This is a genomic window from Lentisphaera araneosa HTCC2155 (assembly GCF_000170755.1).
GTDB classification, from domain to species: domain Bacteria; phylum Verrucomicrobiota; class Lentisphaeria; order Lentisphaerales; family Lentisphaeraceae; genus Lentisphaera; species Lentisphaera araneosa.
The window spans coordinates 146546-172674 of the sequence record NZ_ABCK01000011.1; the positions used below are offsets into that span (position 1 = coordinate 146546).

The following is a 26129-nucleotide window of genomic DNA, read 5'->3' on the forward strand; positions in this document are numbered from 1 at the left end:
TTTAGTCCCTAAGTTTGTGATAAATTTTTTCCAATTGTATACCCCGCGATCCCTTAAAAAACAAGGTCTCATTTACTTTTATATTCTCCTTTAAAAAAGCTCCTGCTTCTAAGCTATCTAAAAAAGCTTTTCCTTCTTGATTCACTTCTTTAAAACACTCTCCCACAGTCACTAAGTCAAAGCCTTGCATCGCCTTTGCTTTGTCGAGAATTTCCTGATGATATTTCTTCGCCATATCACCTAACTCCAACATATCTCCAAGAACCAAAACCCCTGACTTATAGACTGATTTCACCCAATCCAAAAAGGCTGAAGTACTTTGCGGGTTGGCGTTATAGCAGTCGAGAACAAAAGTTTGATCTTCTACTTTCTCTGTCTTCATGCGCATTCCTGGGAGTGCAACGGATGATAAAGCAGATTTAAGATCTGAAATTGTGAAGGAATACTCCTCTTGATAATTTTCGAGTAAGGCTACACAGGCACAAATATTCAATAACTGATGCTCACCGCTTAAAATACTTTCTAAACTTAGGCTTTCACCACTTTTAAGTTTCACTAAAAACGTACTTTTTTCTAAACCTAATTCGTAAGATCCGAGGCGTACATCAGCATACTTCTCTTTCCCGAAGGAAATATAAGTTATGTCTTTTCGCTCAGGCAAAGCATCTTCAATTCTCTTTACTAAGGCCGCAGGAACTATGGCAACACCATCTCGCGCCATGTAGCGAAAGATATCAATTTTCTCATCAAAAATAGCATCTATACCCGAGAAATTCCCAATATGCGATGCGCCAACTGAAGTTAAAATGGCCGCATGAGGAACGACAATTTTTGCGAGATCCGCAATCTCGCCCGGATGATTTGTCCCCACCTCCAAACTAAAAAAACTCTCATCACCTTTTAATCTCACAATATTTTGCGTTACACCAATATGGTTATTCGTATTTCCATGTGTACTTAAAACTTGCTTAGGTCGAATAAACTCTAAGAGCTGACTTAAAATGGCATTGGTACTGGTTTTACCCGAGCTCCCCGTAATCCCAAAACGCCTGGCTGACTTTTGCTTTTGCAATAAAAAGTGACCCAATCTCTGCCAAGCCTTAACTGTGTCATCCACTTTAATCATTGCCACAGAGTCTAAAGTTAGTAGCTCCACCTCTTTAGCGACCACCAAGACGCGCGCACCTTTTTCGACCGCCAAATCTAAATAATTATGCCCGTCAAAATTATCACCTTCAAAAGCAAAAAACACCGTGTCAGTCAAATCTTTACGCGTATCACTCTCAAATGCGCGATAATCATCATAGTTTGCATCTCTTACCAAAGCTTCTCCGTTTAAGGCTTGGCATAATTCGTTAAAGTCTAACATGAACTTTCTTCCTCAATCAATTTTCTACATAAACTCCGATCACTAAAACTTTCGATGTGATCTTTAAAAATTTGTTTTTCTTCATGACCTTTTCCCGCTATGAGCAAGCAGTCATTCGGCTCTAATTCTTCCCATGCCAACCGAATCGCTTGTTCTCTATCAAAAATCACTCGCGCTTCTTTCTTTTTCGACGATAAGATATCATTAATAATTTGCTGCGGATCCTCACTACGTGGATTATCATTCGTCAAAATAACTTCATCAGCTAAATCAGATGCTTCCCCCATGCCATAGCGTCGGGCGGGATCTCGATCGCCACCGCAACCAAAAACTATAGAGAGTTTCTCTCGGCAATTTTTGCGAAGTTCGCAAATTACCTTTTCCAAAGCTTCTTGAGCATGGGCGAAATCAACAATTACCTGTGCTCCATTATTTTTCTTGAATAGTTCCATCCTACCCGGAATTCCAGAAAATTTCTCCATGGCTAATTTAATCTTGCCCACATAACTAGGACCCAAGATCTCTTTAACTAAAAGCATGGCTCCAGCCGCATTATATATATTGTATTCCCCTAAAAGCTGAGGCAACAAACACTCCGTCCCCTCTAGCTTCACGGAGTTTTGCAATACTTGACAATCACTATCTGGATCCTGTGAAAACACTTTAGTTTGCGAATCTCGCAAACGTTTTCCATAGGCATCATCACTGTTCACAATTTTAATTTTTGAATCATAATCATCAAAAAGTGACTTTTTAGCGCTAAAATAATTCTCCATAGAGCCATGGTACTGCAAGTGATCCTCACTCAAATTAGTGAAGAGCACGGCTTCAAATCCCAAGCCATATAGACGCTGCTGATCGAGGCCATGACTCGAAGCTTCTAAAACCACGTATTCCGCACCACCTTTTGCAACTTCCGCAAAAAAGCTATGTAATTCTTCAGCTCCAGGAGTTGTTAAAGCACTCGCTTTCATTTCACCACCAAGTCCCCGACCAAGAGTCCCTATAATAGCCGTCGATTTGCCAAGATGATTGAGCAAGTATTGAATGATATAAGCTGTACTCGATTTACCATTGGTTCCTGTCACAGCAATAATCTTGAGATTTTCACTTACATGAGCATGAAATAAATCCGCCAAAAGTGCATTCGCTTTTCTTATATCATCAATACAAATCTGAGGGATGGCCACATCGAGGAATTCTTCACATAGTAATAGTCTTGCGCCTTTCGCTAAAGCTTCGGTAATATAAGCCTTGCCATCTTGTTGAGTTCCCTTTAATACGGAAAAAGCGAAACCCTCTTTTATTTTTCGTGAATCAGAACTAAAGCCATAGATCAACTCGGGCAACACCCCACTTAAACGAGGGTTGAGCTCTTCTAGCATTTCTAAAAAATCATTACTTGACTTCATCTGTAATTTCGTCTGGTAAATCAGGTGTCACATTTAAGTAGCGCAAAGTTTTTTCCGCAATTCTTCGAAAAGTCGGAGCTGCAGCCGTACCGCCATAACGATATTTATAGGAGGGCTCATCGACCACAATCATCAGTACAAACTCAGGATTATCTGCAGGTGCATAACCGACAAATGACGCCACGTGAATACGGTCAGAGTAAGCATTATTAATCCATTTTTGAGAAGTACCCGTTTTCCCTGCCACATAATAACCAGGCACATGAGCCTTGGGAGCCGTACCGCCATCACGCGTCACTGTCTTCAAGGCATTGGTCATACCTTGCGTCACTCGCAAAGGTAAAACTCGACGTTTAAGTATGGGCGGATATTCAATCACTTCGCCCGTGTCGGGCTTTTTAACTTTATCAACGACACGCAACTGCATCATATTGCCGTCGTTTGCCAAGGCTCCCCAAGCCTGCATCATTTGGGGGACCGTTACAGCAATACCTTGACCAATGGGCATACGACTAATGGATAAGCCATCCCACTTATCAACGTGACGGAAAATTCCTCGAGATTCAGTCCCCATGTTCAATCCACTTTTTTCTCCGAAACCAAAACGTCTCAAACCAGAGTACATGGCATGTTTACCTACACTAATAGCTAATTTAGCTGTACCAATATTACTCGATTTCTGAATCACCTGCCATATTGGGATATTCCCATAATTGTGTCCCGCATCTCGCAAAGGTCTCCCTGCAAAATACCACATGCCATCTTCGCAATCAATACGGTCATTAAATGAAAAGTTTCTCAGCCCCATAACTACTGCAATACTACAAGCTTTCATGATTGAACCAGGCTCAAAAACATGCTCAACCATCCGGTTGGTATAACTCCCTGCTTTCATCGAGGAACGGTCATTCGGATTAAATGTCGGTCTTTGAGCCATTGCCATTATGGCGCCTGTCCTCGGATCAGTCATCATAGCGTAAACTGACTTACAAGGGATTTTCGACACCAAGCGATCGAGTTCTTCTTCCATAAATGATTGTATGGGTTCCGAAATTGTGAGGTAGACATCCCAGCCATCTTTGGGATTAACACTTTTTAGTGTTTGTAGCTCTCTATTTTTTCGCGATCTTTCGATAACGACTTCACCTGTTGTAGGAGTCATTTGTTTATCAAAAGTCGACTCAATCCCCATCACTCCTTTGCCTTGGTGATTAATGAAGCCTAAGACATTTGAAGCCAAACTATACTTGGGGTAGAAACGACTTTGCGATTCTTTATAATGAAGGCCGGGAAGCTTCATTTCGCGTAGCTTCATTACCTTATCGATGGTAATACCTTTGGCTACCACCACTTGAACTAGTTTTTCGTTAAGAAAGCGAGGTCTCAATAAATCATCACTCACGCCAGTTTCTTTTTTAAGAATATCAAAAACCTCCCATTTCCTTGATCCCATATGCTTGGGCTCAGCAAAAACTTCGTAAGTCACTCGGGTCATTGCTAGGATATTGGGTGCCGGTGAGCGCGTAGAATCGAAAATCATTCCACGACGACCTTTTGAAAGGCGCTTTGCCGTGTACTTCTTTTGTGCTTTCCCTAGGAGTTCTTCGTGACGATGAACTTGCACATAATAAAAACGCGCCAATAAAGTCGAAAATAAGATAAAGGCCAAAGCGCTAACTAAGACCAATCTAGCTCTAAAACCTTGGCGCATCTTTATGAATTAAGGCTGAACAGTCGTTACTGCCAGCTGTCCTTCCGCACTGAGCTGCTGATCGAAAGGATCAGATGGGGTCTCGAAATGATAAAGTTCTGTCACGTAAGTAGGATTAGGCGAATGTAAGTTTAAATTATACTCTCTTACCTTTCTAAAGATATAACTACTTTGTGTCTTCTCTTCTAATTGAGCTTTGAGGTTAATGCGACGAACTTGAGCTTCGTGTAAAAGCTTTTTTTGCTGACTTAACTCAGACTGAATTTTATCTTCGTGAGTTTCCATATATAAATAGCCAAGAGCTAAAACCAACACCAATAAAGCATCAAAAATCAAGATCCAGCTGCCACCACGTTTTGCGTCTTTCTTATTTTTCATTTCATTCTCCTTATATTAAATTTTTTCGGCCACGCGCAACTTGGCGCACGCAGCTCTCGTATTTTCGGCAAGTTCACCAGACTCAGCGGTCAAAGGCTTGCGTGTTATAATCTTCATCTGTGCCTTGCTTCCACATACGCAAATAGGTAAATCAGGTGGACAGGTACAGCTTGTTGCTTTGTCTTTGAAAAACTCTTTCACCATGCGATCTTCGAGAGAATGGAAACTTATCACAGCTAGGCGACCACCAGGCTTGAGAAGGTCAAACGCTGCCTTCATTCCTGACTCAAGAGCTCCAAGCTCATCATTCACGGCAATTCTCAATGCTTGAAAGGCGAGTGTTGGTGCAGGATTGCGCTTACGACGATTGCGATTAACGCAAACTCGATCAGCTAAACCGGCTAGTTGCTCCGTATGAGTGAACAACTCCTTTTCACGATCAGCCACCACTGCTTTCGCTAAGCGATAGGCCTCTTTCATTTCTCCATAGTCTCGGAAAATTTTTGTTAAACCTTCCAAACTCTCTTTATTTAGAATCATCGAGGCTGTGACTTTTAAACGACGATCCATACGCATATCTAAAGGGCCATTCTCACGATAGGTAAAACCTCGACTGGCTTCATCTAAATGGTGAGAACTCACACCAATATCCATCAGAATACCATCAACTTGATTCCATTCCGCATCATCTTTCAGTTTAGCCAGGTCGCGAAAATTTAAACGTTTACTTTTAAATCTGTCTCCAAAACTACTTAAGCGCTCACTCGCGGCCCTAAGTGCGTTATCGTCACAATCCAAACCGAGAAGCTTAACATCTGGACCACTCGACAAAATCATTGAGCTATGACCTCCGCCCCCAAGAGTACAATCAATAAACTTGCCACCATTTTGTGGTCGAAGACCATCAATTACTTGTTCGGCCAAAACGGGGATATGGTGAAAATCAGGCATTAACTATCCCCTCCAAACAAATCATCTAAACTTACATCTTGGTTCATCAAACCATCGAGCATTGCATAAGGATCCATCTCGTCATCTTGACTCGCTTCCCATTCTTGCTTGGCCCAAATTTGAGCCGTGGTTACTGCACCGACTAAAACAGCATCACCTTTAATGCCGGCATGGGCTTTCATCTTTGCGGGCAAAGGTACCCGACCTTGCTTATCACACTGAACTTCTTGAATCTTTGCGCCAAACGCAGCTAAGGCTCGCGCCATCTTAGGATTAGTGAAAGAAACTTTTTTCAAGCGTTCCCTCAAAACAGCAAACATGTATTCAGGAATAATTTGAATCATTTTTTCTTTACCAGGTAAAAGATACAAACGGGCACCTTCACCCCCTCTCCAAGAGCGGGGGATCGCGAGACGGCGTTGAGCATCTACAGAGTGCTCGAACTCGCCAGTAAATATAATCTCGTCTGATTGCATTTTGAAACTTCTTTCACCTAATTAAACCTATATTCCCCTAAACTACCCTATTAAGCACAAAACATCAACTGTCCTTCCCTAGAAAAACAGAATTAATTTCAAAGATTTTTTATTTAGGGGAAATTCACAAAGCACTTAAAAACAGTGGCTTTCGACAGAAACCACACACCAAAAACATTAAGAGAGCCATCTCCCCCTATCCTCCCCTACGATAGATGAAGCAGTGATACCTAGACAAAAGTAATGCCCATAGCACACATCTTGCCTTTGATATGAGATGCTTGACATTCTTTATACTTCGGAAAGAAGATAGCTGTGGCTAATAATCGTGTTAAAGAAACTTGCTCAGATAAGGCAGTTTATTATTTAGTGACGCATCGTCATTGTTGCTGGATGGATCTTATCAAAGACTTGGAAAAAATATACTCAAGGAGCTCCTTTTTACGGACTGCGCCACGCCCATCCACTACTGCCGCAGGGGCTGAAACTTCTTTTTATCATCACTTCGGAATAAACCTTACACGCCACCAAGAGTTCTTTCTTGGGGCTTCCATGCTTACACACTTGGTTTACGCCCTTATAAGAACGCTGACTAAAAAACTACAAGGAAATATATGCGGACATGATCTAACACACCCCCGGAGGCTCTCCGGGGGAATAATCTCTTTATTCACAAGTGTAGATCCCTTACCAAAACACTTAGTCATTGGCTCCGAGGCTTTTGTTCGAGAGAAGTTGGCTAAGTTCTCAGAAAAATAAAATGGAAGAGGATTTATGCGCCTTATACTTAGGGTGATTGGAATGATATTTATTCTCTCAAGCCTAGGCAAAGGCCTGCCTCTTAGTTTTTATTTCATACTTAAAAAGACTAGGCAGAGGAAATATATTTAGCTTTACTCCAAATCCCGTTCCGATGATACAATTCATCTACCATACTTCTGTCCAATTTTGTAAAAGAACCTATTTCTAACAAGACCCGGCAGACTAATTTCAACCTCGCTGAATATAAACGAAATACTTGCGTATCACTCACCCCCTTCATACCACCATTGAAACAACGAACACAAGCAATGATAGAAGCCTTGATTCTATGCCCTATTGAGTTCCGTTTCATGACATCGGCCCAGGAAGTGAACTCATAGTCCTGGGGCATCTTCACCATTTTGGCTCGAACCGCATTCATTTCCACGTACTGCATACAGCGAACGAGTGACTTTGTATCTTTGAGTAAAACTGACTTAAAATTATGATTAAATAATTGCCCCCTGCGAGTTTTCACACCCTGATGATTATACCAACGGGTGAAACGCTTTTGTAGATTCCCCATAAAGTCACTTAAATCATTAAGTCGCTCCCGAAAATCTCGAATTTCACAAGTCCTTGCATCCAAAGCATACTTTCGTCCTCGGTAGTTTTGCTCACGTAATGCCACTGCCTTTAAACTCAAATGATCCAAAGCATCTTTCTCACGGCATATCACAAAATGAGCATGAGTACTCATTATTGTATAACAGAGACATTTCAGTTCGTAGATGCCCTCCAGCCAAAAGAAAACATCTTTCAACCGCCTCTTATGAACATCGTTAAAAGCATACTCTTTATTACCAAAAGTATTATCTGGCACTTTGATGATTACATGATAAAAACTTAATTCGCTTTCGGCATCTAAATAACGTTTCATTTCAGGTCTCCATTCTTACTGACTTTAATAAACATGCTAATATTTATTTGTGCAAATATTATCGTAAAAATCAACCAGATAAATTATCTATAAGTCATTGAAAGAAAAAATGAAACATACTCTTTAAGCTTTTCTGGGGCATATACTCTCTATACTCTCTATGAACCCCTTGATCGATTAATGGAGCTGGATTTTGATCTTGAATAAAAAAGCCCTCTACATCAAATGTAAAGGACTTCCTATTCTGTGCTCATCCGCTCTTAACGGATTGCTTGGCGACACAACTACCAACTATCATTGGTTCTGACCAATCCAAGTTGGTTTAAGGATTAATTACCAATAAGTTATAAATCACTTAAACCTCATCAAACCACCTTAAAACCACAAAAGGTGTTCTTGAATTACAACTCACTCCCCACGGTTCCCAACCAAATCCTTAACAACCAAAAACAGAATCACCACCTGCACGCACATTAAAAGTGTGAACATCCTTTTGCCCTCTTATTTTACCCTATAGAGAGGATACGGAACTAAGGCTTAGAAACTGTCTTAATATTGAACTTAAATGATGTATTAATCGTGTTATAACCCCCACCAAACAAAAGCCTAATCGTATTGATTCTGATTAGGCTTTTTACCGTATCCTATAAGTTCTCATTATTGGAGATTTGGTGAGGTGGGAAAGATGGGTTTTTACTAAGCTTTTGGGTGGAGTTTTAATTTATAACTACCCTCAAAAGTTTAAAGCATTTTTTTGATAGGAGGATTTTCACGATGACATAAAAATTGGGCAATTTTCAACTTTACTTATTTTTGCACAACTTAATTGCATATCAATTACTGATTCAAGTGCTAAGTCTTCCTCTATACTTAAACCATTTTTTGTTAACAATTCAGAGTTAGGTTTTAGTCTAAAAGCTCTTACACTCTCTTTCAAATCTTCAAGCATTTTAATGTAGGAACTTAATGATGCTACTAATATATGATCTCCATCATATCCAAAAATCGAACCATCTATTTCACAAGTATTAAAATCTCCAGGAAGATATAAATCAGCTTCACCTTCTTTATGAGAGATGGGGTTATAATGTGCACTTATACTTAATAAAACCAAAAACTCTTTGTGCGGAAGATCTTCAACATGAAAACATTTATTTAACTTATTGTCATTTGAATAAATGTTTTTAATTAAAGAATTAAATAATGTAATATTTTTTCCATCGTTCTTAAAAAAATACGTTGGAGTTGAAACTATGATTTGTACAGACATAACTATTCTCTATCTATTAATAAATGTGAGTCCCCTGCCGTAACAGGTCGTTTTGAATTTAATAAGGCATCCAATTTTTTTCCACCGGCATCTACACCAGGGCCATTAGTACGTGCTAGTTCACGGTAGATACCATTTACATGCTTACCCATTGGTGAATTATGAGCAAAATTATTCGACATCAACCATAACATCTCAGCTGAATATGATAGAGTCCCGTTGTTTCTGTAAATTGGTGTTGACCAATTTTAGTTAAACAGATAGATAAACTCTTTTTGTAGCTATCCAGGTTTCATCTAATTCCATAAGAATAGCGGATGCTAATCTAAGAAGTGAAGCTTCATTTGGGAATATAGATACGGTTCTAGTTCGCCTGAGAATTTCTCGATTCTGTCTTTCAACCATATTGGTCGTTCTCAGTTTTGTCCAACAAGAACGCTCGAGATCGAATACAGAAAAGCCTTCAGGAAGTGCAGATTCCATCCATTCAGATAAATGTGAAGCCTTTTCTTCATACTTTAAGCAAGTAAGCTTTAAAAGCCTTTCAGCCTCAAGCTTTGAAGGTGCATTAAAGATATCTCTAATATCTTGAGCTACTTCTGAGCGCATAGCTTTCTTAGGGACATAAGCACCAGCATTTTGCTGTAAGTGAAATTGACATCTCTGCCATGGGATAGAACCAAATACAGTCTTTAACGCTGCTTTTAGGCCCGAATGACTATCACTGGTAATCATCTTGAGGCCATGGAGTCCTCGAGCATTCAATGACAGAAAAAAGTTCCTCCAATGAACTTCCGCTTCACTTAAAGAAACACTTGTTCCGAGGACTGAACGTTTTCCTGATTCATCTATTCCATAGGCAATAAGTAAAGCACAATCTCGAACAGTCTTATCTACTCTAACCTTCTCGTATCTCGCATCCACCAAAAGATAAGAATATTTACCTAAAGGACGGTTGCGCCACTTTTCTAAACTCTCATCTAGCTCAGTTACCACACGGGATACCTGTGATTTACTTACAGATAGACCACATATTTTCTCTAAAAGTTTAGTCACCTTTCTAGTCGATGTCCCCTGAATATAACTCTCTGCCATAGCTGTCATTAAAGCTCGTTCACTTCGCAAGCCTTTCTCCAAAGAACTTGGATAAAAATCAATTTCACCTCTGACTTGAGGGATATTAAGCTTCATTGCTCCAAGTCGAGTGTTTACAGTTTTATTTTTATAGCCATTAGCATAACCCAAGCGACTTTCATTACGTTCATATGGATCAGCTTCAAGAGAATTACTTCTCTCCACTTTCATCGCTTCATTTAATAAAACTCTCATCGCTTCAAGCATTCCGCTTTCGCCGTTTTCTGTAACTTGTTGGATCATTTCTAATAAGACGCTACTGTTTTCTTGTGTAGAGTGGTGCATAATAATTCCTTGTGGGTTGTTTTGGTACAACACCACTCTGCATCTTCTTTACCCCGAGTTACAAACAACTTCCTCAATTTCGCTCCGACGAGAAAGTTCCCATTCTCGCGAAGTCTCGGAAGCTATTCATAACTCTTAAAGTAGAGCAATAGCAGAATTTACAGAAAATTTGGGACACTACCCTGAATATTCTGTTGTATCATAAATAATATCCCCTCCAACTACTGATGATGCCGCATATGCTAGAGCTTTCTCTCCCTCCATGCCGTTGGCTATAGCATCATTATAAGCAAGGAATACTCCTGCTATTAATAATGACTTTCCGAGAGCCTTACCTCCAAGTCCACCGCCTCTAATTTGAGCTTCACGAACTTGTTCTACTGCTTCTTGTGCTATTCGATACCCTTTTTTAAGATTTTCACCTTGTCTTACATATAGAATCTTGTTAGGAGGTAAATTTAATCTTTGAGCAACATCTCCTACCCAAGCATCCTCTAACCCTTTAGCCCCAGTCTTTAAATCTACTATTGTTTCAACTGACCCCGAAAGAAATTTATTCTTAAAGGAATCTTTGCTTTTCTTGAGAATCATAATATCGGGTCTACGAGAGCCTGGAGCAAAACGCTGAACTGTTTTATTAAATTTATCTGTCCATTTTTGCATACCTATAGCTTTGCCGTCTTTATTTAGTGCCTGACCGAAATGAACCTAAGTCTTTTAAGTATAATAATTTATAAGGAAAATAAGTTGTGAGTTTTTCTAGAAAACAGTATTAAAGCACCCTATAAAACTTTTGTTTAAATGTATAGTACTTCATCATAAACTACTTTTATCCAATAGGATACAGATAAAATAAAAGAACCCAAGGTGTCATATAGCATGCGTAATTTTACAAGTACACAAGCAGAATTAGGAGAAAACCCACTTCTCGGAGTCACGCCAATTGAACAAGTGAGACTCGACACATACTGCCGTGATGAAATAACCAAAACTCTTCGTGGTTTACAAGAAATTTATCGAAACAAAGTTTTACTCAAAGAAATCCAAGATGTTTTGTCTGAATTAGTTCCTAAAGGAACATCCTGGAATGATGGACGTAAAGGAATGGATCTCTGGGTTATTTTTGTTTTAGGCACTTTGCGTTTGAGCTGTAATTGGGATTATGACAAGCTCAAAAGTTGCTATGATTATCATCACAAAATTCGGGAGATCTGTGGAGTTGATCTTTTTTGTGATGTCGACATAGTTACAGGACGCCAAACAATACACGATAACGTTAGCCTTTTTACAAAAGAAATTGCCAATAAAATTAGTAAGCTCGTAGTTGCTTTCAGCCATGAATTACTTTTCCCAGAAGAACGAGAATTACATAGTCGTTGCGATTCTTTTGTTTTTGAAACGAATGTTCATTTCCCCACTGATTTGAATCTATTAAAAGATTCTGTACGCAAAGTATTGAGCATCGGAGGCAAATTGGCTTCATCTTTGAAAATCACTGGCTGGCGTGAAGTAAAAAGCCAGCAAAAGAAATTCCATAGCCTTTATAATAAACTGAGCAAGATGCGTCACTCTAACTCGAAGAAAGAGAGCGAAAGGAAAACGTCGCTTAGAAATAGAGGAGATAATTAAGGATTACCTTAGTGTGGCTCGAGCTCATTTACTCAAAGCAAGAACTCTCCAGAATTCTTTAGATGAAGAGTGTCCCAAGCTTCAGTTAAACATGGATTACACGGACTTATTCATTAAGCAAATAAGTCGTAGAGTTCTTAATGGAGAGACTATTTCACCCGATGAAAAGGTGTATTCGATTTTTGAACCTCACACAGAATGGATATGCAAAGGAAAAGCTGGGATTCGTCAGGAACTGGCGTGAAGGTATGTGTAGTTGAAGATCAGTTTGGCTTTATCTCGACCATAGGATCATGAAGGGCGAGCAGGATAAAGACGTGGCGGTTGAAATGGTTCGTAAAAGTAAGGAGCTGTACCCTGGGCTGACATCGATGAGTTTTGATAAGGGTTTTTATTCAAAGGTAGATAAGGATGGTCAAAATAATCACTCCCGCATTGAAGCATTAGAGGTAAGAGCTCACCTCCCTGTAAAAGGTCGCCGAAATAAAGCTGCTCAAGAGCGTGAAAGTAAGGAGGCCTTTGTCGTCGCTCGCAAACAACACCCCGCAGTTGAATCAGCTATTAACGCTCTTGAAAGTCATGGTTTTGACCGATGCCCTGATAAGGGTACTCCTAATTTCGAACGTTATGCCGCTATGGCGATAAGTGCCAGTAATATCCATCATCTTGGTGCTATCATCATGGCCAGAGAAATCAAAGTCCTACGTAGAAAAAGAAAAAGCGCTTAAAGCTCTTCATAATAATAAAAACGCCATTCACGGCGTACTTTCTCCTGCCTTGACTTAGTGAATAAATAGAAAAAAAGCCTTTGTTCTGACGCCTAGGCCTTAAAAAAATGATAATACTATGACTGCACGACACGTATAACCATATTTTGAATTTTTATATTAACTTAAAATCATCAACAAACTCATAAACACTGGGTTTTCGGTCACGCACTATTTATACTTTGTTCAACCATTATAAATTTCAAATATTTTTCGGGTAACTTTTCAACAGCTAATTGATATTGTGTATGGTACCATGACCCTATGTTAGCTTTTGATCTCAAGTCACTTGGATGAGTCATAGACATTACATCATCAGCTATATTTTGAAGTTTACCCAGTATCTCTTCAAGCATATCATCACTCAATGCCTCAAGACCTAACGGGTCACGAAAGTCCATACCGATATAACTAGCATACAAGTTCAATCCATCAGCGTAACCACTAGGGTCTTCACTTAACCATCTATTATGGATTGGGTCATAGTCACGGAAATGCGTATGATACAGCCCAGTAAAGGGGTCTTTGTACATGCCAGTCCAGCCAAAAACTATTTCTTAGCTGAAATCACCAGGAGATATAAAACCCGAGCGACAAATACAAGACAGGAAAAGGCGAATTACTGAGGGAGATAAAACTTTTGCGACTGGCGCAAATGTGGAGATGAGTTTACCACTTCAATCTTGATCTATAATGGGGGGGGGGAGGAACAGATGGCTCCGCGAATAGGACTCGAACCTATGACAAAGAGATTAACAGTCTCCTGCTCTACCAACTGAGCTATCGCGGAACATCTGGGGTTACTTGGCTCCGCGAATAGGACTCGAACCTATGACAAAGAGATTAACAGTCTCCTGCTCTACCAACTGAGCTATCGCGGATTAGTAACGGGCACAACCATAACTTAAGCGGAATTTTTTACAAGCCCGAAAAACGAACTTTTTTAAGTGATTTTTGGCTTTTTTTTCAAAGTGCGATTTTTCACTGATTTCAGTTCAAAATCTACTTAGCCAGAGGCACTAGAAAATCAAAAGAAATTTCTTTTTCATAAGGGTTCTTTTGTTGTGCTTTGAAGTTACTCACACGAGACAAAGCAAAGCACTGAAGAAATAATTCTTCTAATGATTTAAAGTCTTTATTTTCAAATTCTTGCGTCCCATCTGCCTTCACCGCCCTATTAGGGTAAGCAAAGTAAAAATTCAATCTGCACTCTGGCCCCAAGTCCTCTACCGACATCCTAAGCTTAAGTTTATTTTTAACCGATTCTAATCGCCACAAGGCCTCAAACATCGAAAACAGCTGTATAAAGTTTGCTGGAGAACTTCGCACTAAAAAGTCCCGATGGGGAAGCTCTATCTCAATCTTTTCATTTCCATCATCTATCTTTAACTTATTAAAAAACTCAGAAAATATTTTTTTAACATCAAAGGATTCATATGAGTACTCATTGTAAAGGTAGGACAGAGAAAGTTTCAACTTATTAAATCCTTCGCGATCTAAATCATTCTTTAAATCGAAAGACTCCAGCCTACTACTCAAACTACTTAAAAGCTGATCCAATAACTGCGATCGCCGATCTAACTCTGCTATGTCATTTTGTACTGAAGTTTTTTCCGACAAGGACATCAATTGCTCTTCTAATTCAGCACTTCGCTCACGCACCAGTACTAGGTCACCTTCTAAGCGATCTCTTTGAATTCTTTCTTTTGTGACATCAGTCGCCACAATAACCCAACCTGAGTCTTGCTCCGCCACTCGAGAGTGCTTATTAATATGAAGTTTTAACACTATATCCTGACCATTGCGTTCACGAATAATTTCAACTCGCTTGCTATAGGAACTCTCCACTACCTCTGGAATCAATTCTTTCAAAGAGCGTCTCGCATCATTCTGATATTCACCTGGCCTATCCAAACACAGCATTCTCAAAGCCACTGGGTTCATATCAGTGACTTCTTCTTTTGAATTAACAATCAACACACCTTGTTCAGATGATTGAAACAACTCATAGACTAGATCACCTAAAGAGAATGGTAACATATAATATTTTGAAATAGCGCGGTGCATGCAATAAGCCATAATCGCAACTGTTGACCCTGCCGCCTGAATAGTTGATCCCTCTCCCATAAAATGAGGGGCGACCAAATCTGTATACATACCTACATACAAGACAAAACAACAACCCGCAATCATCAGCTTACGCTGTGAACGCTCATTCTTATCCTTAGCCGTTTTAAAATTCAACAAGATACATAAGGCATACTGAGCCGGCGCAAAAACACAGATGATGGCCGCAGGGATAAACAATATTCCTGGTTCATGCCTCAACCCCCACCATACGGGAGTATATGAATAAACCATATAAGGAGTAAAGACCCCAACCAGAGAAACTGTCAGTGGGATGACATAGAAATTTTTATAAAACCAATCTTCCTCTTTGCCTACCATAGAATAGATGAAACGCATGAAGAAATAAGCTAAGAAAGTGTATGATGGAACCTGTAGGCGATAAATCGTCATCGTAAATTCATGTGGCATCTGCGACCAGTTCCAATTCAGAAAATCGCCAAAAGTCCACGCCGTAACACAGGCCATAAAATAGACATAATCACGATGAACTCTTTTGGACATACCACGGTGCAGGCCAACACCCAACAAAACGGCATTACTCAAAAAGGCTACAAATGGTAAAAAAGAATAAATATTTGACATGGATAACAGTTCTCCCTACCTTATAAAATGAACTTCTGATCGCATTTATTCAAGTCAAAAAAAAAGCCTTCACAATGGAAGGCTCTTATAAATAGATATTAAAGTCAGCTATTTAAGCATTGCAAAAGAAGTGATAACTTTTGACACCATGCCGTACTTCTTCGCTTCTGCAGGACTCATCCAGAAGTCACGATCCGCATCTTTACTAACTTCTTCCAAAGGTTTATTACAAACATCGGCAACAATCTGATTATATCTTACGCGAGTCTTGTTAATTTCTTCCGCTGTAATCTCAATATCAGAAGCTGTACCTCTTACTCCAGTACTTGGCTGATGCAGCATAAAACGTGAGTTAGGAAGAGAGAAGTTTTTGCCTTTTTTAGCCGCCAAGAAAATTAAAATTGCGGCACTTGCACACATCCCACTACAAACAGTAAAAACTGGCGCTTTAAAGAATTGAAGCATATCGTAAATTGTGAAACCAGAGTCCGCACAACCACCACCAGAATTGATGTAAACATAAATAGGCTCTTTCTCGGATCTCTTATTCAACAGGATCAATTGACTTAAAACACGACGTGATAATTCTGGCGAAATCTCTTCCGCAATAATAATCGTTCTCGTATCAAGCATTTCCTTCATCATTCCACCAGGATCTTGCTCTTTTTTCTTTTCTTCATCTTCTAAACGAAAATACATTTTAACTCCTTAAATTTTAAATATAGGCAACAATAGGCTCAGTTTCATTTTTTCCAATAGTTCCAAGCTAGCTTGGAAGTGGAAAACACGCTTTCAAGCCCCACTCTTATTACCTAATCGGGCTATCAATCAACCTGATTGATAAGGCCTTTGTATAAAAATATTTCTTATTAATTTTCTTTCCCTGCAGAAGTGCTTCAGTCATATCGAGAACTTGATCAAAACTCTCACTATACTCTAGACCCTCTTCTTTCTGCCATTCCACGAACTCTTGAACCTCACTAAACATGCGCTTGCCTTCTTTTGAACCCTTGCTTGCCCAATGCGCGAGACAGAGATAAGCATTTTCTCGAACATAAGAAGGGTCAAAGACATTTTCACTCATTGGAACTTTAACCAACTTTTCAGTCAATAGTTTTTTCAACTCAAATAAGTTTTGGTTGTGAACATGATTACTGTTAGTCATTGCCCAAATTATGTAGGATCGAACTTCAGAACTTGGCTGAGGATTATGCTTCGCATCTTTCCGATTTTTTAAACCTGGCGTAATAAGCTTACTAAAATTAACCGTAGGATTATGAGCTGCCCCATCATAGAAGGCTTTTCGAATAGCCATATCACTCCCTTGAGTGTATTTAACTAAACCCGAAAGCTGAGTGCTTTTTGCGGATGACGCAAGGTAAAAAACGGCACCATGACGGCGAGGCATATCTCTATGCTTTAACTGTTTAGCAATAAAGCTTTTATCCACTGAGGTTTTCATCACACCCAAATAACGCAAGCCAGCTTCTACTAAGGCAGAATTTTGACTCTGACGAATCAACTGAAAGGTATTTTTTTGACCCTGCACAAGCGCCTGATCTTCCATAACACCTAATTTCTTGATGTTCACTCCATCAGCATTTTTCTTTAATTGACAGAATTGCTTCTGTAGCGCGGGAGGCACTGAATGATTTACAAACACATCCAAGGCAACGATACCCGCCACTTCCGGTAAAGTATTAAGCTTAGAAAGCAAGAATGGCATATTCACTTTATTCTCTGCTAATAAAGCACAAGCAGACACTTGTACTTCCACACTTGAACTCAGTAAAATATCTTTAGCGACTTGATTAAAATCCGAGTTCCAACCAAGCTCCTTCATACGCATCAAGGCTTGGTTAGCGAATTTTTTTGTTTTCGCTTGCTTGACCAAAAAAGACTTTGAACGACTTACTGCTGTGAACTGACTTCTATGGAAATCCGTTTCACATTTTGCATACGCGGAATCCTGCGAAATCCTAGCTAATTGACGTAAAATCAATGATTTTTGATAATCCTCTTTCGCTTGGGATAATGCATTTATTAAAACTTGTGGATCATTAACATTCTCAGCCAAGCACGCCGTAACTATATATGCATCGGAACGCTTTAAATAAGACTTAAGTTCATCTGCTTTAAGGTTTCTTGCGAGAACCGCAAAAGCACCCATTGAAAACTTTTCATCTTTAGCAATTTCCTTTAACTGATTGAGACTGGAAGCACTTTGCTTCATATAAGTTAAAGTCGATAATATTTGGTACTGAATAAGCTCATTCGATTCAGATTTAAACAACTTCAACAAAGCCGATGAAAGCTTCTCACTTTCCGTCACTTTACTCATCTCATTTAAAAGAGATTTTTTTTCATTTACATTATAATGAGACCATTGCTTCATGGCCACATCTAGTAACTTGTCTCGCAACTCGTAATGAGTGTAATGCTTGGGGTAATCCTGAGCCATTAATGGACGATCGATAACAATCTCTTGATAATCGGCTACTGGAATTTGAACTCCCGCTAATAAAATCGCAATCATTATGCCTTCCTCCTACTCATGAGCCGTCCAACTTTCATGGCACCTAAAATTGATAACAAAGCTGAAGTAGCAATTAAAAACACCACATTAATTTGCCAAAATGAACCTTCTAAGAAATCTGTGAACATTCGGTCTGTATTACGTAATCCACCCGCTACTGGGTTGATCATAAGAATATTTCTCATTAACTCTTCACCCAATTTGTCGGCAAAAAGAAGTACAGACAAAGTTCCGAGCGTGATCGTAAAGGCAAAAATATAGGAAGCAGCAGTGGCACCTGCACTCGTCTTTGAAATTGACGAAAAGAATAAACTCGCGCAAATAAAGCAAAGTGAAGTACTGGCTAGCAACCATATCATCGGCAATAAGTTGCCTCCTCGTCCATCTTGTAAGAAGTTCAGACTAAAAATAACCGGAATGCTGCAGGCCATAATAAAGAAAATATAAATAAAGCCTGCGTAAAGCTTACCCATAACATAACGAAAAGCCCCAATACGACTCATACGAATAAATAATAAGTTTCCCGAATTCACATCCTCCGAAATTGAACTCGCACAAACTCCTGGCGCTATTAACACCGTCAGGCCCAATTGATAAATAACCGCGCCATACTCAACAGAATTCTGCCCCAAATGAGTCGCATAACCACTCGAGAGAACAATCAACAAAACAATACTAATGGCATTACAGGTTGAGAAGGTCCACAAAAGAAAACGTGGATTACCTAGCGTCTTACTTCTTAGTTCGGCCATAAAAACAGGATTAATCAACATCGGAATCAAACGCTTGGTTGCTGATGTATCAAAAATAAACATGAGCTTATAAAACCAACTCTTCCCTTCTTTAACACGACTCTGTTTTGCTTTTGAGGTACTTCGTGACAATAACTTCACACGGAAGACAAAACAGGAAATGAGAAAAATAAAGGCATTAAAACCAAAAAATTTAATCGCATTATCACCCGTACCACCACCTAAAAGAGTTCGGTGTTCGCTGTAAACTAATTGATAAAGAGCATCAAAGGGGCTGAAGGACGAATCAATTCCAACATAGGCTTTAAGCTCTGTTGACTTAACAGTAGGTCGGGTAGAAATACCGCGCCACTCATAAGCGCCACCAATAAGTAGGCCCGAATTAAAGCAGAGTTACTGGTTGTCGCACTGGCAGAAACAGCCAAACAAACTCCACCATAACAAATTGCAGAGATCAAAATAATGATTTGACCTTGGAGCAAGACTCCGGCATTAACACCTCCAGATAAGAGGCAGAGAGAACTAATGGGAAGAAAAAACAAAACCATCAGCACCTGCATAGTAATCACGGCAAAAAGTTTACCAAACATAATGTCACCAGGCTTCAGCATGGTCGTGATCAACATCACAAAACGATTCTTTTCTTTTTCATCCGAAACGGAACAAGCACAAAGTGCCGGTACAAATGCTAAAATAATCGCTAAGTTCAACAATAAGATGATCGAGAAAATATGACGCCCAGAAGCTCGAATCACCGAAAAAACGTCACTCTCTGGCCACAGCAAACAGAGAAAACCTGCCATCACTAGGAAGGCAAAGAAAACAAAACTCTGCAAGCGTACATCTCGCAAGTATTGCTTTAATTCATGTAGGAAAATTGTAAACATACTAACCTACTTAGCAGCTAACTGCATAAACATTTCTTCCAACTCGAGCTCTTGTAATTTAAATGAGTTGACTCGAATATTATTCTCAATCAAGTACGCCAAGACTTTAGCTCCAAGATCTTCTTCTTTGTCACAAGAAAACGAAATCTGCTGCTCCCTAAGCTGAATATCTTTTATTGATCCCATATTCGATAAAAACTGTTGCGCATTACCTAGATCATCTTTGTGAACTTCGATAACGTAAGTTTTTTTATCTGTCAATGACTCCGTGATATCATCTAATTTACCAAAGGCTTCCATATTACCTTTATTGATGATACCAACAAGATCACACATATTCCCCAAATCAGGCAAAATATGAGATGAGAGAATAATAGTTTTACCAACATCTCTCAATTCGCAGACAACTTCACGCATCTCTATTCGAGCTTGGGGGTCTAAACCACCTGCAGGTTCATCCAAAATCAAAACTTTGGGGTCTGGCAAAATTGTCTTTGCTAATCCGACACGTTGACGCATACCACGCGACAATGAGGCCACTTGGTAATCCACCATATCGCCAGAGCGCGTCAGATCTAAGGCTTTGAGAATACGCTCTTTCCTTAGTTTGCGTGGGATTCTATAAGCCGCTCCAAAAAAGTCTAAATACTGCCATACAGTCATGCGCTCATAAACACCAAAAATATCTGGCATGTAACCCACACTCTGTTTTAACTTCTTTAGATTTCGCGGCTTTACAGGAATCCCATCTATCGTGGCACTACCCGAGTCAGGGTCCATTAGCCCCGTTAAAATCTTAAATGTCGTGGTTTTCCCTGCTCCATTGTGACCAACAAAGCCCATTATTGAACCCTCAGGAACGGTAAATGAAACCTGATGAATACCACGTCCATTACCAAACGATTTACTTAATGAGTTTAATTCTATCATGGTAGTTCTCCCTTTAGGCTAATATTAAATTCTTTTAATGTAAATTCTTTTATGGTCTGCAATCCAGAACCCGTTGCAAAGGCTATTTCTAAATCAAAATACAATTCATTAACATGTCTCGTTTTGGGCATCACGTAAGTCAACTTACTGCCTTTGAAATTATGACGTTTTTTCTTATCGATTAAAACCAACTTGTGAGGAAAAGTGGAATCAACCTTAACATGTAATTCAATCTCTTTTACCTTTAAACCTGAAAGTTCAACAGGCACCTGCACTCTAAATCCACAGCGATTCATCCCCCCAGTAGCGGTCTTAGTCAGCTTATTTCTATTGATATCCCACAGATTTTGAAAATCTGTAAAGAAAAGTCCGACAAATTCACTTGGAACTTTTACCTTTTTAGATTTTGGGATTAAGACAACTGGCTGCAAGCTAAGTCGTGCCGAATCGGCTTCGACTGTTTCACTCTTACAAAAGGCCACTTGCGTGCGACCCAAACCCTCACATAATGGCTCTAAAATTTCTTTACTGAGCTCATCTTTATTCAAAGATATCACCCCATTATTACCTAAGAAAATTCCTTTGATTTCATTTGAATCCAAAACTAGGCCTTGTTCATTAATACCAAGTTTCAGGGCTTCTTTCGCCTGGCTCACCCCGCCCTCTTTCCACTGAGCAAAATTACGCCAAGTCTCAGCTTCCACTTCAGTTTCTCCTAAGCTAATATTTTGCTTATCAGAGCTGATCTTTAGGAAATTTACACTTAAGCCTTCAATGTCCACTTCAGTTTTTTGACCCTCATTTGATGAGACAACGCTCATTACGCGAGAGCCAGCGGCTTTAGGTTTTTCAAAAGTACTTAAGTTTAAAACTTTAGTATTCCCCATTGCTGAATCAAAACTTAAATTCCCCGCGCCTATCTCATATACACTGAATACATTTTCTGTTAAACCATCCTTTACATCATGAGAAAAAGATAACTGTAACTGCTTCGACTCTGTGGGCACTTTGATCATTTTGTCTCGCCCAGAAATCAAATAAAAACTAAACAAAACAGATACACTCGCGACTAGAGCCCAAGAGTACTGAACCTTTTTAAGGATTCTAGCCAAAAGGAAAATGACAAAAACACATGAACCATAAATTAAAAGGATCATAAACAAGCCACTACTGCGTGGAGCAACCATCCCACTCATACTCGATGTATAGCGCTCCAAACTCGAATCTCCCTTATCAGAAGGCATAACCAATCGACGGCTGTAACTAATAAAAAACTTCATGAATTCAGCTATGTTTTTTGATTCTTTACCCAAAGCATCTTGAGCCAGAGGCAATGCATAAAAGAAGCTCAAACCCAAACCCACTGGTTTCGCGGCCACCAAGATATCTTTCGAATCTCTTAGCATGACATGACTACCATCGAGTAATTTCACCTTCATAAAATCAAAACCCTGGGAACTCGTCAAGTTTGTATAAGATTTCTTTAACATGACACGGGAGTCACTTTTTTTCACTAGAGATAGAAATTGTGCAGGTAACAACTCACCAAAACCTAAGTCATAAATGTGCGCCATAGTTTTAGGATGTGTGACTAATAAACTACCTCCATTATTGACATACTGAGAGATAACCTTTAATGATTCATTTGTTAACTGTGATTGAGGTGGCTTGTTAATAATGAGTATATCAACATTCTTTAACTCCACCCAAGTGACTGGAATTGTAGCTACAGTATTCACTAATCTCTGAGAAGATTTAAAGAAAGATGCTTTTAGATATTTTGTATTTAGCAGGTCATCTATAACTAAAATCGTTTCAATATTGTTGGTGAAAACCTTAGAGGTAATTTGATTAATTATTCGATCACCCTTTTTAAACTGCAACTTCATCTCTCTAGAGTTCGCATCTAATTTAAAGGGGAATTCTCTCGAAGAATGCGTTTTTGGTGCTAAGGAAAATTTATAGCTCCATGTGTTTAAAGGGTAAGAAGAATTAAAGAATATTAACTCAACATCTTCTCGCTTATTAGTCTTGTTTTCAAAATTAACACTCATCACCGCCGAGGACTGCGAAGCTACTTTCATTGAGTCATTTTGCTTGACGAAGGCATTTGTCATCCTCAGGTCTTGAGCCAAGACCGTCGACATTAATAATATATATAATAAATACTTCACACTCTCTCCTTGAGCTGCTCTAGCAACTTCACGACTTTTTCATACTGAATCAACAGCTCTTTTTCATTTTTGAATTCTCGTAACAAAAGCAGGTTTATTTGCTTCATTTTATTACTTGAAATATCTATTTTTTGCATTTCCTCAACCGTCAATTCTCGACCCCTGAGTCTATTAAATCTTGGGCCCGCCAAAGAAATCTCCTCCAACTTCAAATGACTTGATAAAACTTCTTTTTTAAAGTCAACGCCTAAACGACGATAATAGTCACCATAGCTGAGAACCAAATTATGCCCTCTCCTGCTATCTGGTGCTAAGTTCAGCCCCTTCTGCAGAGTCTCCATTACAAGTTCTGGTGATTTTTTTCTTTGAAACTGTAATTCTGCAAGAGTCATATAATTTACTCCATAGCGTGGTTCAGCACTAACGGCCTTCTCCATCGAGCGCTCAGACTCCAATAAATATTGCTCCATAGCGACTTCATCGACAATTCCACCCTGAGACTGAATATTCTTTTGCCTGAAATACATGATTAAAAATTTCTTACTGGCCATTTTCCAAATATCAGGACGCTCCATTAAGGCATCAAGAACTTGGCATTCTTCAACAATACTTTCTGCAGACATATACTTAGAGTCACCTAATACGCCACATGAAAGGCAATAACCAAGATTATCTTGCTCGATTTCTTCAATACAATAATCGCAATGATTTAATGAAGTGTTTCCTACTTTTGCAAAGCGATAATCAATAACTGCTGCACCAAAAAATTTATCGTGGGTGAGTGAAAAACGATGCAGTGAATAGAGGTCTTTAACAAACAAAATCACACAGGCCGACAAACAAAGAAGTAAAATATTAATGCCCGAACTCCACCTTTTACCTAAAGCACCCTCCATTTCATTTGGACGCTTTATCAAAGCCAACATCACTGCAAAAGTCGCTAAGGTACCAGGAATGAAAAAGTTGAAGTCTAATTGTGCATGAATAAACCACGCCAACAAGCCCCAGTAAATAAAATGATTCAAGCCCCATTCTTCATCCGCCAAGACCTTAGACAAATAAATAAATATACCTACAAAAAGAGCAAATGCGATAAGTCCCGAAATGCCATTTTGCCCAATAATTGACATAGACATGTTATGCGGTAAAACTGTTCCTTCCGCTCCTGGAATTTTATGTAAGAGATAATCATTTCTAAACTCGCCCATCCCTGCACCCAAAGGCTTCTCTTGAAACATCTCCAGACTTACCCTTGCATACTCTCCCCTTACAATCACCGAACCAATTTTTGATAAACTCGGATAAGAAACTAACATGAGCAGGACTAGAGCTCCCCAAACGCTGTAGCGTTTAGAAGCTTTGAATTTAAGTGAAAAAGTAATCACACTCGCTATAAAAAACGCTACAAACGCCCCCCGACTCCGAGTAATCAATAGACAAAAGACCAAAGGAAGAGCTAGAGTAATAGTCCACATCAAAATCCTTTTATTATCCACTACAAATGACTTGAGGATATGCGTCAGCATATAGAGAAATATCCCAAAAACCAAAACCAAGTGCGCCGCATAGCTATTTGACAAGACAAAATCGGCATAGAGTAAAGTTTCTTGTGCTCGACCTTTAAAATCTCCTAGATCAACCAAGGAAGATTGTTGAATGCTCTGTACATTCTGTTGAAAACCATAAAAATATTGATACACACCATTAAATATAGATTTGCAGGCCCCGCAAAAAATTGCACCTACAAAGAGTATACGAACTTTCGAGTGCTGATTCACCACAATCCACACAGAGAGTGACAATGAAAAAACCATAACTACATGAGTCACATATTGGTTTAAAAATGCCTTTTCTGTCGTACTCACCCCTCCAGGAAACAGCGCTAAAAGTAGGGCAAACCAAGGAACAAAAATGTAGATATTTTGAACTTCTTTCGCTAAGCGCTGAGGATAGACAACAATGGTAAATAACAAGCAACATAAGGATGCGATGGTTAGAACCTGAAGAGGCCACGCAGAGGTATAAATCCATGAAAATAAATCAAGAGGACTAAGCTCAACGGCATTTTGACCAAAGTTTAAACCAAAATACAAAGGACAAAAGAATAATAAAACTGAGATGCAAAGTATTAAGCCTCTTTCGGCGAACTTTAATTTTTGATAATGGTCAAGCACTCTTAATCCCCACAACTACCACAGTCATCTGTGGAGCAGGATGTATCCGCCCCACAGTCATCGCCACATGCACTATCCTTTGAATCTACTAAATCATCGAGTTGTTCTCGAGACACATTCATCACACGCCCATCTTGCTTCACTCTTACAAGTAAAGAACGATTCAAGAGCGTTGTATCTAGTACACGTGCCTCTTGCCCTCTCACCATTATTTTACTACCATGAAGTGGCATATCCTCAGAAATTAATTGATAGCCCTCATACTCAAAAGCCAAACAACATTTGAGACGACCACATTGGCCAGAGATGATATTATTATTTAATGAAAGGTGCTGTTCTTTTGCCATCCTAACATTGACACTTTGAAACTCATGTATCCATGACGTACAACAGAGAACCCGACCACAAGTCCCAATCCCTCCACGCATTTTTGCAACATCGCGAACACCCACTTGTCGCATTTCTATTTTCATCCCTAAACTCGAAGCCAATTCTCGAACTAACTGACGAAAATCTACTCTTTTGGGAGATAAAAAACGAATAACTGCACGTCGCCTATCAAAGGATATATGCGCGTCCACCATTGAAATGTCTAAATTTGATTTGCCGATAATTTTTTCAGCTTTTTGCGAGGACGTTCGATTGAAACGATGATTCTCATTAGCTTTATTTTGATCTTGAAGTGTGGCCCGACGAAGAATCTGAGGGAGACTTTCCGAATCCGCTTCAATTGGTAATTCACCGCGACAATTCACCACACGAGCATATTCTTTATAGGCTCCAAAATCCAAAATAACGGCATCATTTTTCTTTAACTTCTGATTATCTATACCGAGACAATCTGTTCTCAGACCGGACTCTTGCCAGACTTCATAAACTAACTTCATTAAATTCCCTAATT

Annotated in this window: 21 protein-coding genes, 2 tRNA genes and 1 pseudogene; 1 reads left to right on the plus strand and 23 read right to left on the minus strand. The window is 39.3% G+C overall.

Annotated features, from left to right (window positions below; translation table 11 throughout):
* Window position 1: 1 nt before the first annotated feature.
* The 11 genes from LNTAR_RS12720 to LNTAR_RS12770 form a co-directional block, all read right to left on the minus strand.
* The gene (locus LNTAR_RS12720; protein WP_007279117.1) at window positions 2–1369 is read right to left on the minus strand and encodes a UDP-N-acetylmuramoyl-tripeptide--D-alanyl-D-alanine ligase; all 1368 of its coding nucleotides are present in this window, start codon (window positions 1367–1369) and stop codon (window positions 2–4) included.
* On the minus strand, window positions 1363–2781 hold the full coding sequence (locus tag LNTAR_RS12725; protein ID WP_007279118.1) for a UDP-N-acetylmuramoyl-L-alanyl-D-glutamate--2,6-diaminopimelate ligase: 1419 nt from the start codon (window positions 2779–2781) through the stop codon (window positions 1363–1365). Before LNTAR_RS12725 ends, LNTAR_RS12720 begins: the two co-directional genes overlap by 7 nt.
* Window positions 2768–4468: a peptidoglycan D,D-transpeptidase FtsI family protein gene (locus LNTAR_RS12730; protein ID WP_040914848.1), complete on the minus strand. Its 1701-nt coding sequence runs from the start codon at window positions 4466–4468 to the stop codon at window positions 2768–2770. The genes LNTAR_RS12725 and LNTAR_RS12730 overlap by 14 nt, the downstream gene beginning before the upstream one ends.
* Before the next feature lie 33 nt (window positions 4469–4501).
* The gene (locus LNTAR_RS12735) at window positions 4502–4870 is read right to left on the minus strand and encodes a hypothetical protein (protein ID WP_007279120.1); all 369 of its coding nucleotides are present in this window, start codon (window positions 4868–4870) and stop codon (window positions 4502–4504) included.
* A 15-nt stretch (window positions 4871–4885) separates the two neighbouring features.
* On the minus strand, window positions 4886–5821 hold the full coding sequence (gene rsmH, locus LNTAR_RS12740) for a 16S rRNA (cytosine(1402)-N(4))-methyltransferase RsmH (RefSeq protein WP_007279121.1): 936 nt from the start codon (window positions 5819–5821) through the stop codon (window positions 4886–4888).
* Window positions 5821–6297, minus strand: coding sequence for a division/cell wall cluster transcriptional repressor MraZ (locus LNTAR_RS12745; RefSeq protein WP_007279122.1), 477 nt, complete (start codon window positions 6295–6297; stop codon window positions 5821–5823). Before LNTAR_RS12745 ends, rsmH begins: the two co-directional genes overlap by 1 nt.
* A gap of 868 nt (window positions 6298–7165) precedes the next feature.
* Complete coding sequence (locus LNTAR_RS12750) at window positions 7166–7978, minus strand: hypothetical protein (protein ID WP_007279123.1); 813 nt, start codon at window positions 7976–7978, stop codon at window positions 7166–7168.
* A 769-nt stretch (window positions 7979–8747) separates the two neighbouring features.
* Window positions 8748–9248, minus strand: coding sequence for a hypothetical protein (locus LNTAR_RS12755; protein ID WP_007279124.1), 501 nt, complete (start codon window positions 9246–9248; stop codon window positions 8748–8750).
* Between the two features lie 2 nt (window positions 9249–9250).
* On the minus strand, window positions 9251–9430 hold the full coding sequence (locus tag LNTAR_RS12760; RefSeq protein ID WP_007279125.1) for a hypothetical protein: 180 nt from the start codon (window positions 9428–9430) through the stop codon (window positions 9251–9253).
* A 70-nt stretch (window positions 9431–9500) separates the two neighbouring features.
* A complete protein-coding gene (locus tag LNTAR_RS12765; protein WP_007279126.1) occupies window positions 9501–10667 on the minus strand; it encodes an IS256 family transposase in 1167 nt (388 codons plus the stop codon).
* 177 nt (window positions 10668–10844) lie between these two features.
* Window positions 10845–11330 carry a hypothetical protein gene (locus LNTAR_RS12770; RefSeq protein ID WP_007279127.1) on the minus strand — a complete coding sequence of 162 codons (486 nt, stop codon included), beginning with the start codon at window positions 11328–11330 and terminating at the stop codon, window positions 10845–10847.
* Window positions 11331–11546: 216 nt separating this feature from the next.
* Between LNTAR_RS12770 and LNTAR_RS26660 the strand changes: the two are divergent.
* Window positions 11547–13024, plus strand: a pseudogene (locus LNTAR_RS26660) (ISNCY-like element ISLar7 family transposase).
* Window positions 13025–13227: 203 nt separating this feature from the next.
* On the opposite strand, the gene LNTAR_RS12790 reads toward LNTAR_RS26660, so the two are convergent.
* The 12 genes from LNTAR_RS12790 to LNTAR_RS12845 all read right to left on the minus strand — a co-directional run bounded on the left by LNTAR_RS12790 (window position 13228) and on the right by LNTAR_RS12845 (window position 26115).
* Window positions 13228–13617, minus strand: coding sequence for an RHS repeat-associated core domain-containing protein (locus tag LNTAR_RS12790; protein ID WP_274377944.1), 390 nt, complete (start codon window positions 13615–13617; stop codon window positions 13228–13230).
* 160 nt (window positions 13618–13777) lie between these two features.
* Window positions 13778–13853, minus strand: a tRNA-Asn gene (locus tag LNTAR_RS12795).
* Between the two features lie 15 nt (window positions 13854–13868).
* A tRNA-Asn gene (locus LNTAR_RS12800) sits at window positions 13869–13944 on the minus strand.
* 121 nt (window positions 13945–14065) lie between these two features.
* Complete coding sequence (locus LNTAR_RS12805) at window positions 14066–15775, minus strand: histidine kinase N-terminal 7TM domain-containing protein (protein WP_007279131.1); 1710 nt, start codon at window positions 15773–15775, stop codon at window positions 14066–14068.
* Window positions 15776–15883: 108 nt separating this feature from the next.
* On the minus strand, window positions 15884–16474 hold the full coding sequence (locus LNTAR_RS12810; protein ID WP_007279132.1) for an ATP-dependent Clp protease proteolytic subunit: 591 nt from the start codon (window positions 16472–16474) through the stop codon (window positions 15884–15886).
* Between the two features lie 109 nt (window positions 16475–16583).
* Complete coding sequence (locus tag LNTAR_RS12815) at window positions 16584–18311, minus strand: hypothetical protein (protein WP_007279133.1); 1728 nt, start codon at window positions 18309–18311, stop codon at window positions 16584–16586.
* Window positions 18311–19126 (minus strand): ABC transporter permease, encoded by an 816-nt coding sequence (locus tag LNTAR_RS12820; protein ID WP_007279134.1) that lies wholly within the window; start codon window positions 19124–19126, stop codon window positions 18311–18313. Before LNTAR_RS12820 ends, LNTAR_RS12815 begins: the two co-directional genes overlap by 1 nt.
* Before the next feature lie 185 nt (window positions 19127–19311).
* Window positions 19312–19950 (minus strand): hypothetical protein, encoded by a 639-nt coding sequence (locus LNTAR_RS12825; RefSeq protein ID WP_007279135.1) that lies wholly within the window; start codon window positions 19948–19950, stop codon window positions 19312–19314.
* A gap of 6 nt (window positions 19951–19956) precedes the next feature.
* Window positions 19957–20880 carry an ABC transporter ATP-binding protein gene (locus tag LNTAR_RS12830; protein ID WP_007279136.1) on the minus strand — a complete coding sequence of 308 codons (924 nt, stop codon included), beginning with the start codon at window positions 20878–20880 and terminating at the stop codon, window positions 19957–19959.
* Entirely contained in the window at window positions 20877–23054 is a 2178-nt protein-coding gene (locus tag LNTAR_RS12835) for a DUF7408 domain-containing protein (RefSeq protein WP_157473545.1), read from the minus strand. Before LNTAR_RS12835 ends, LNTAR_RS12830 begins: the two co-directional genes overlap by 4 nt.
* Window positions 23051–25228 (minus strand): O-antigen ligase family protein, encoded by a 2178-nt coding sequence (locus tag LNTAR_RS12840; RefSeq protein WP_040914849.1) that lies wholly within the window; start codon window positions 25226–25228, stop codon window positions 23051–23053. Before LNTAR_RS12840 ends, LNTAR_RS12835 begins: the two co-directional genes overlap by 4 nt.
* A gap of 2 nt (window positions 25229–25230) precedes the next feature.
* On the minus strand, window positions 25231–26115 hold the full coding sequence (locus tag LNTAR_RS12845) for a PSP1 domain-containing protein (protein WP_007279139.1): 885 nt from the start codon (window positions 26113–26115) through the stop codon (window positions 25231–25233).
* Window positions 26116–26129: the final 14 nt, after the last annotated feature.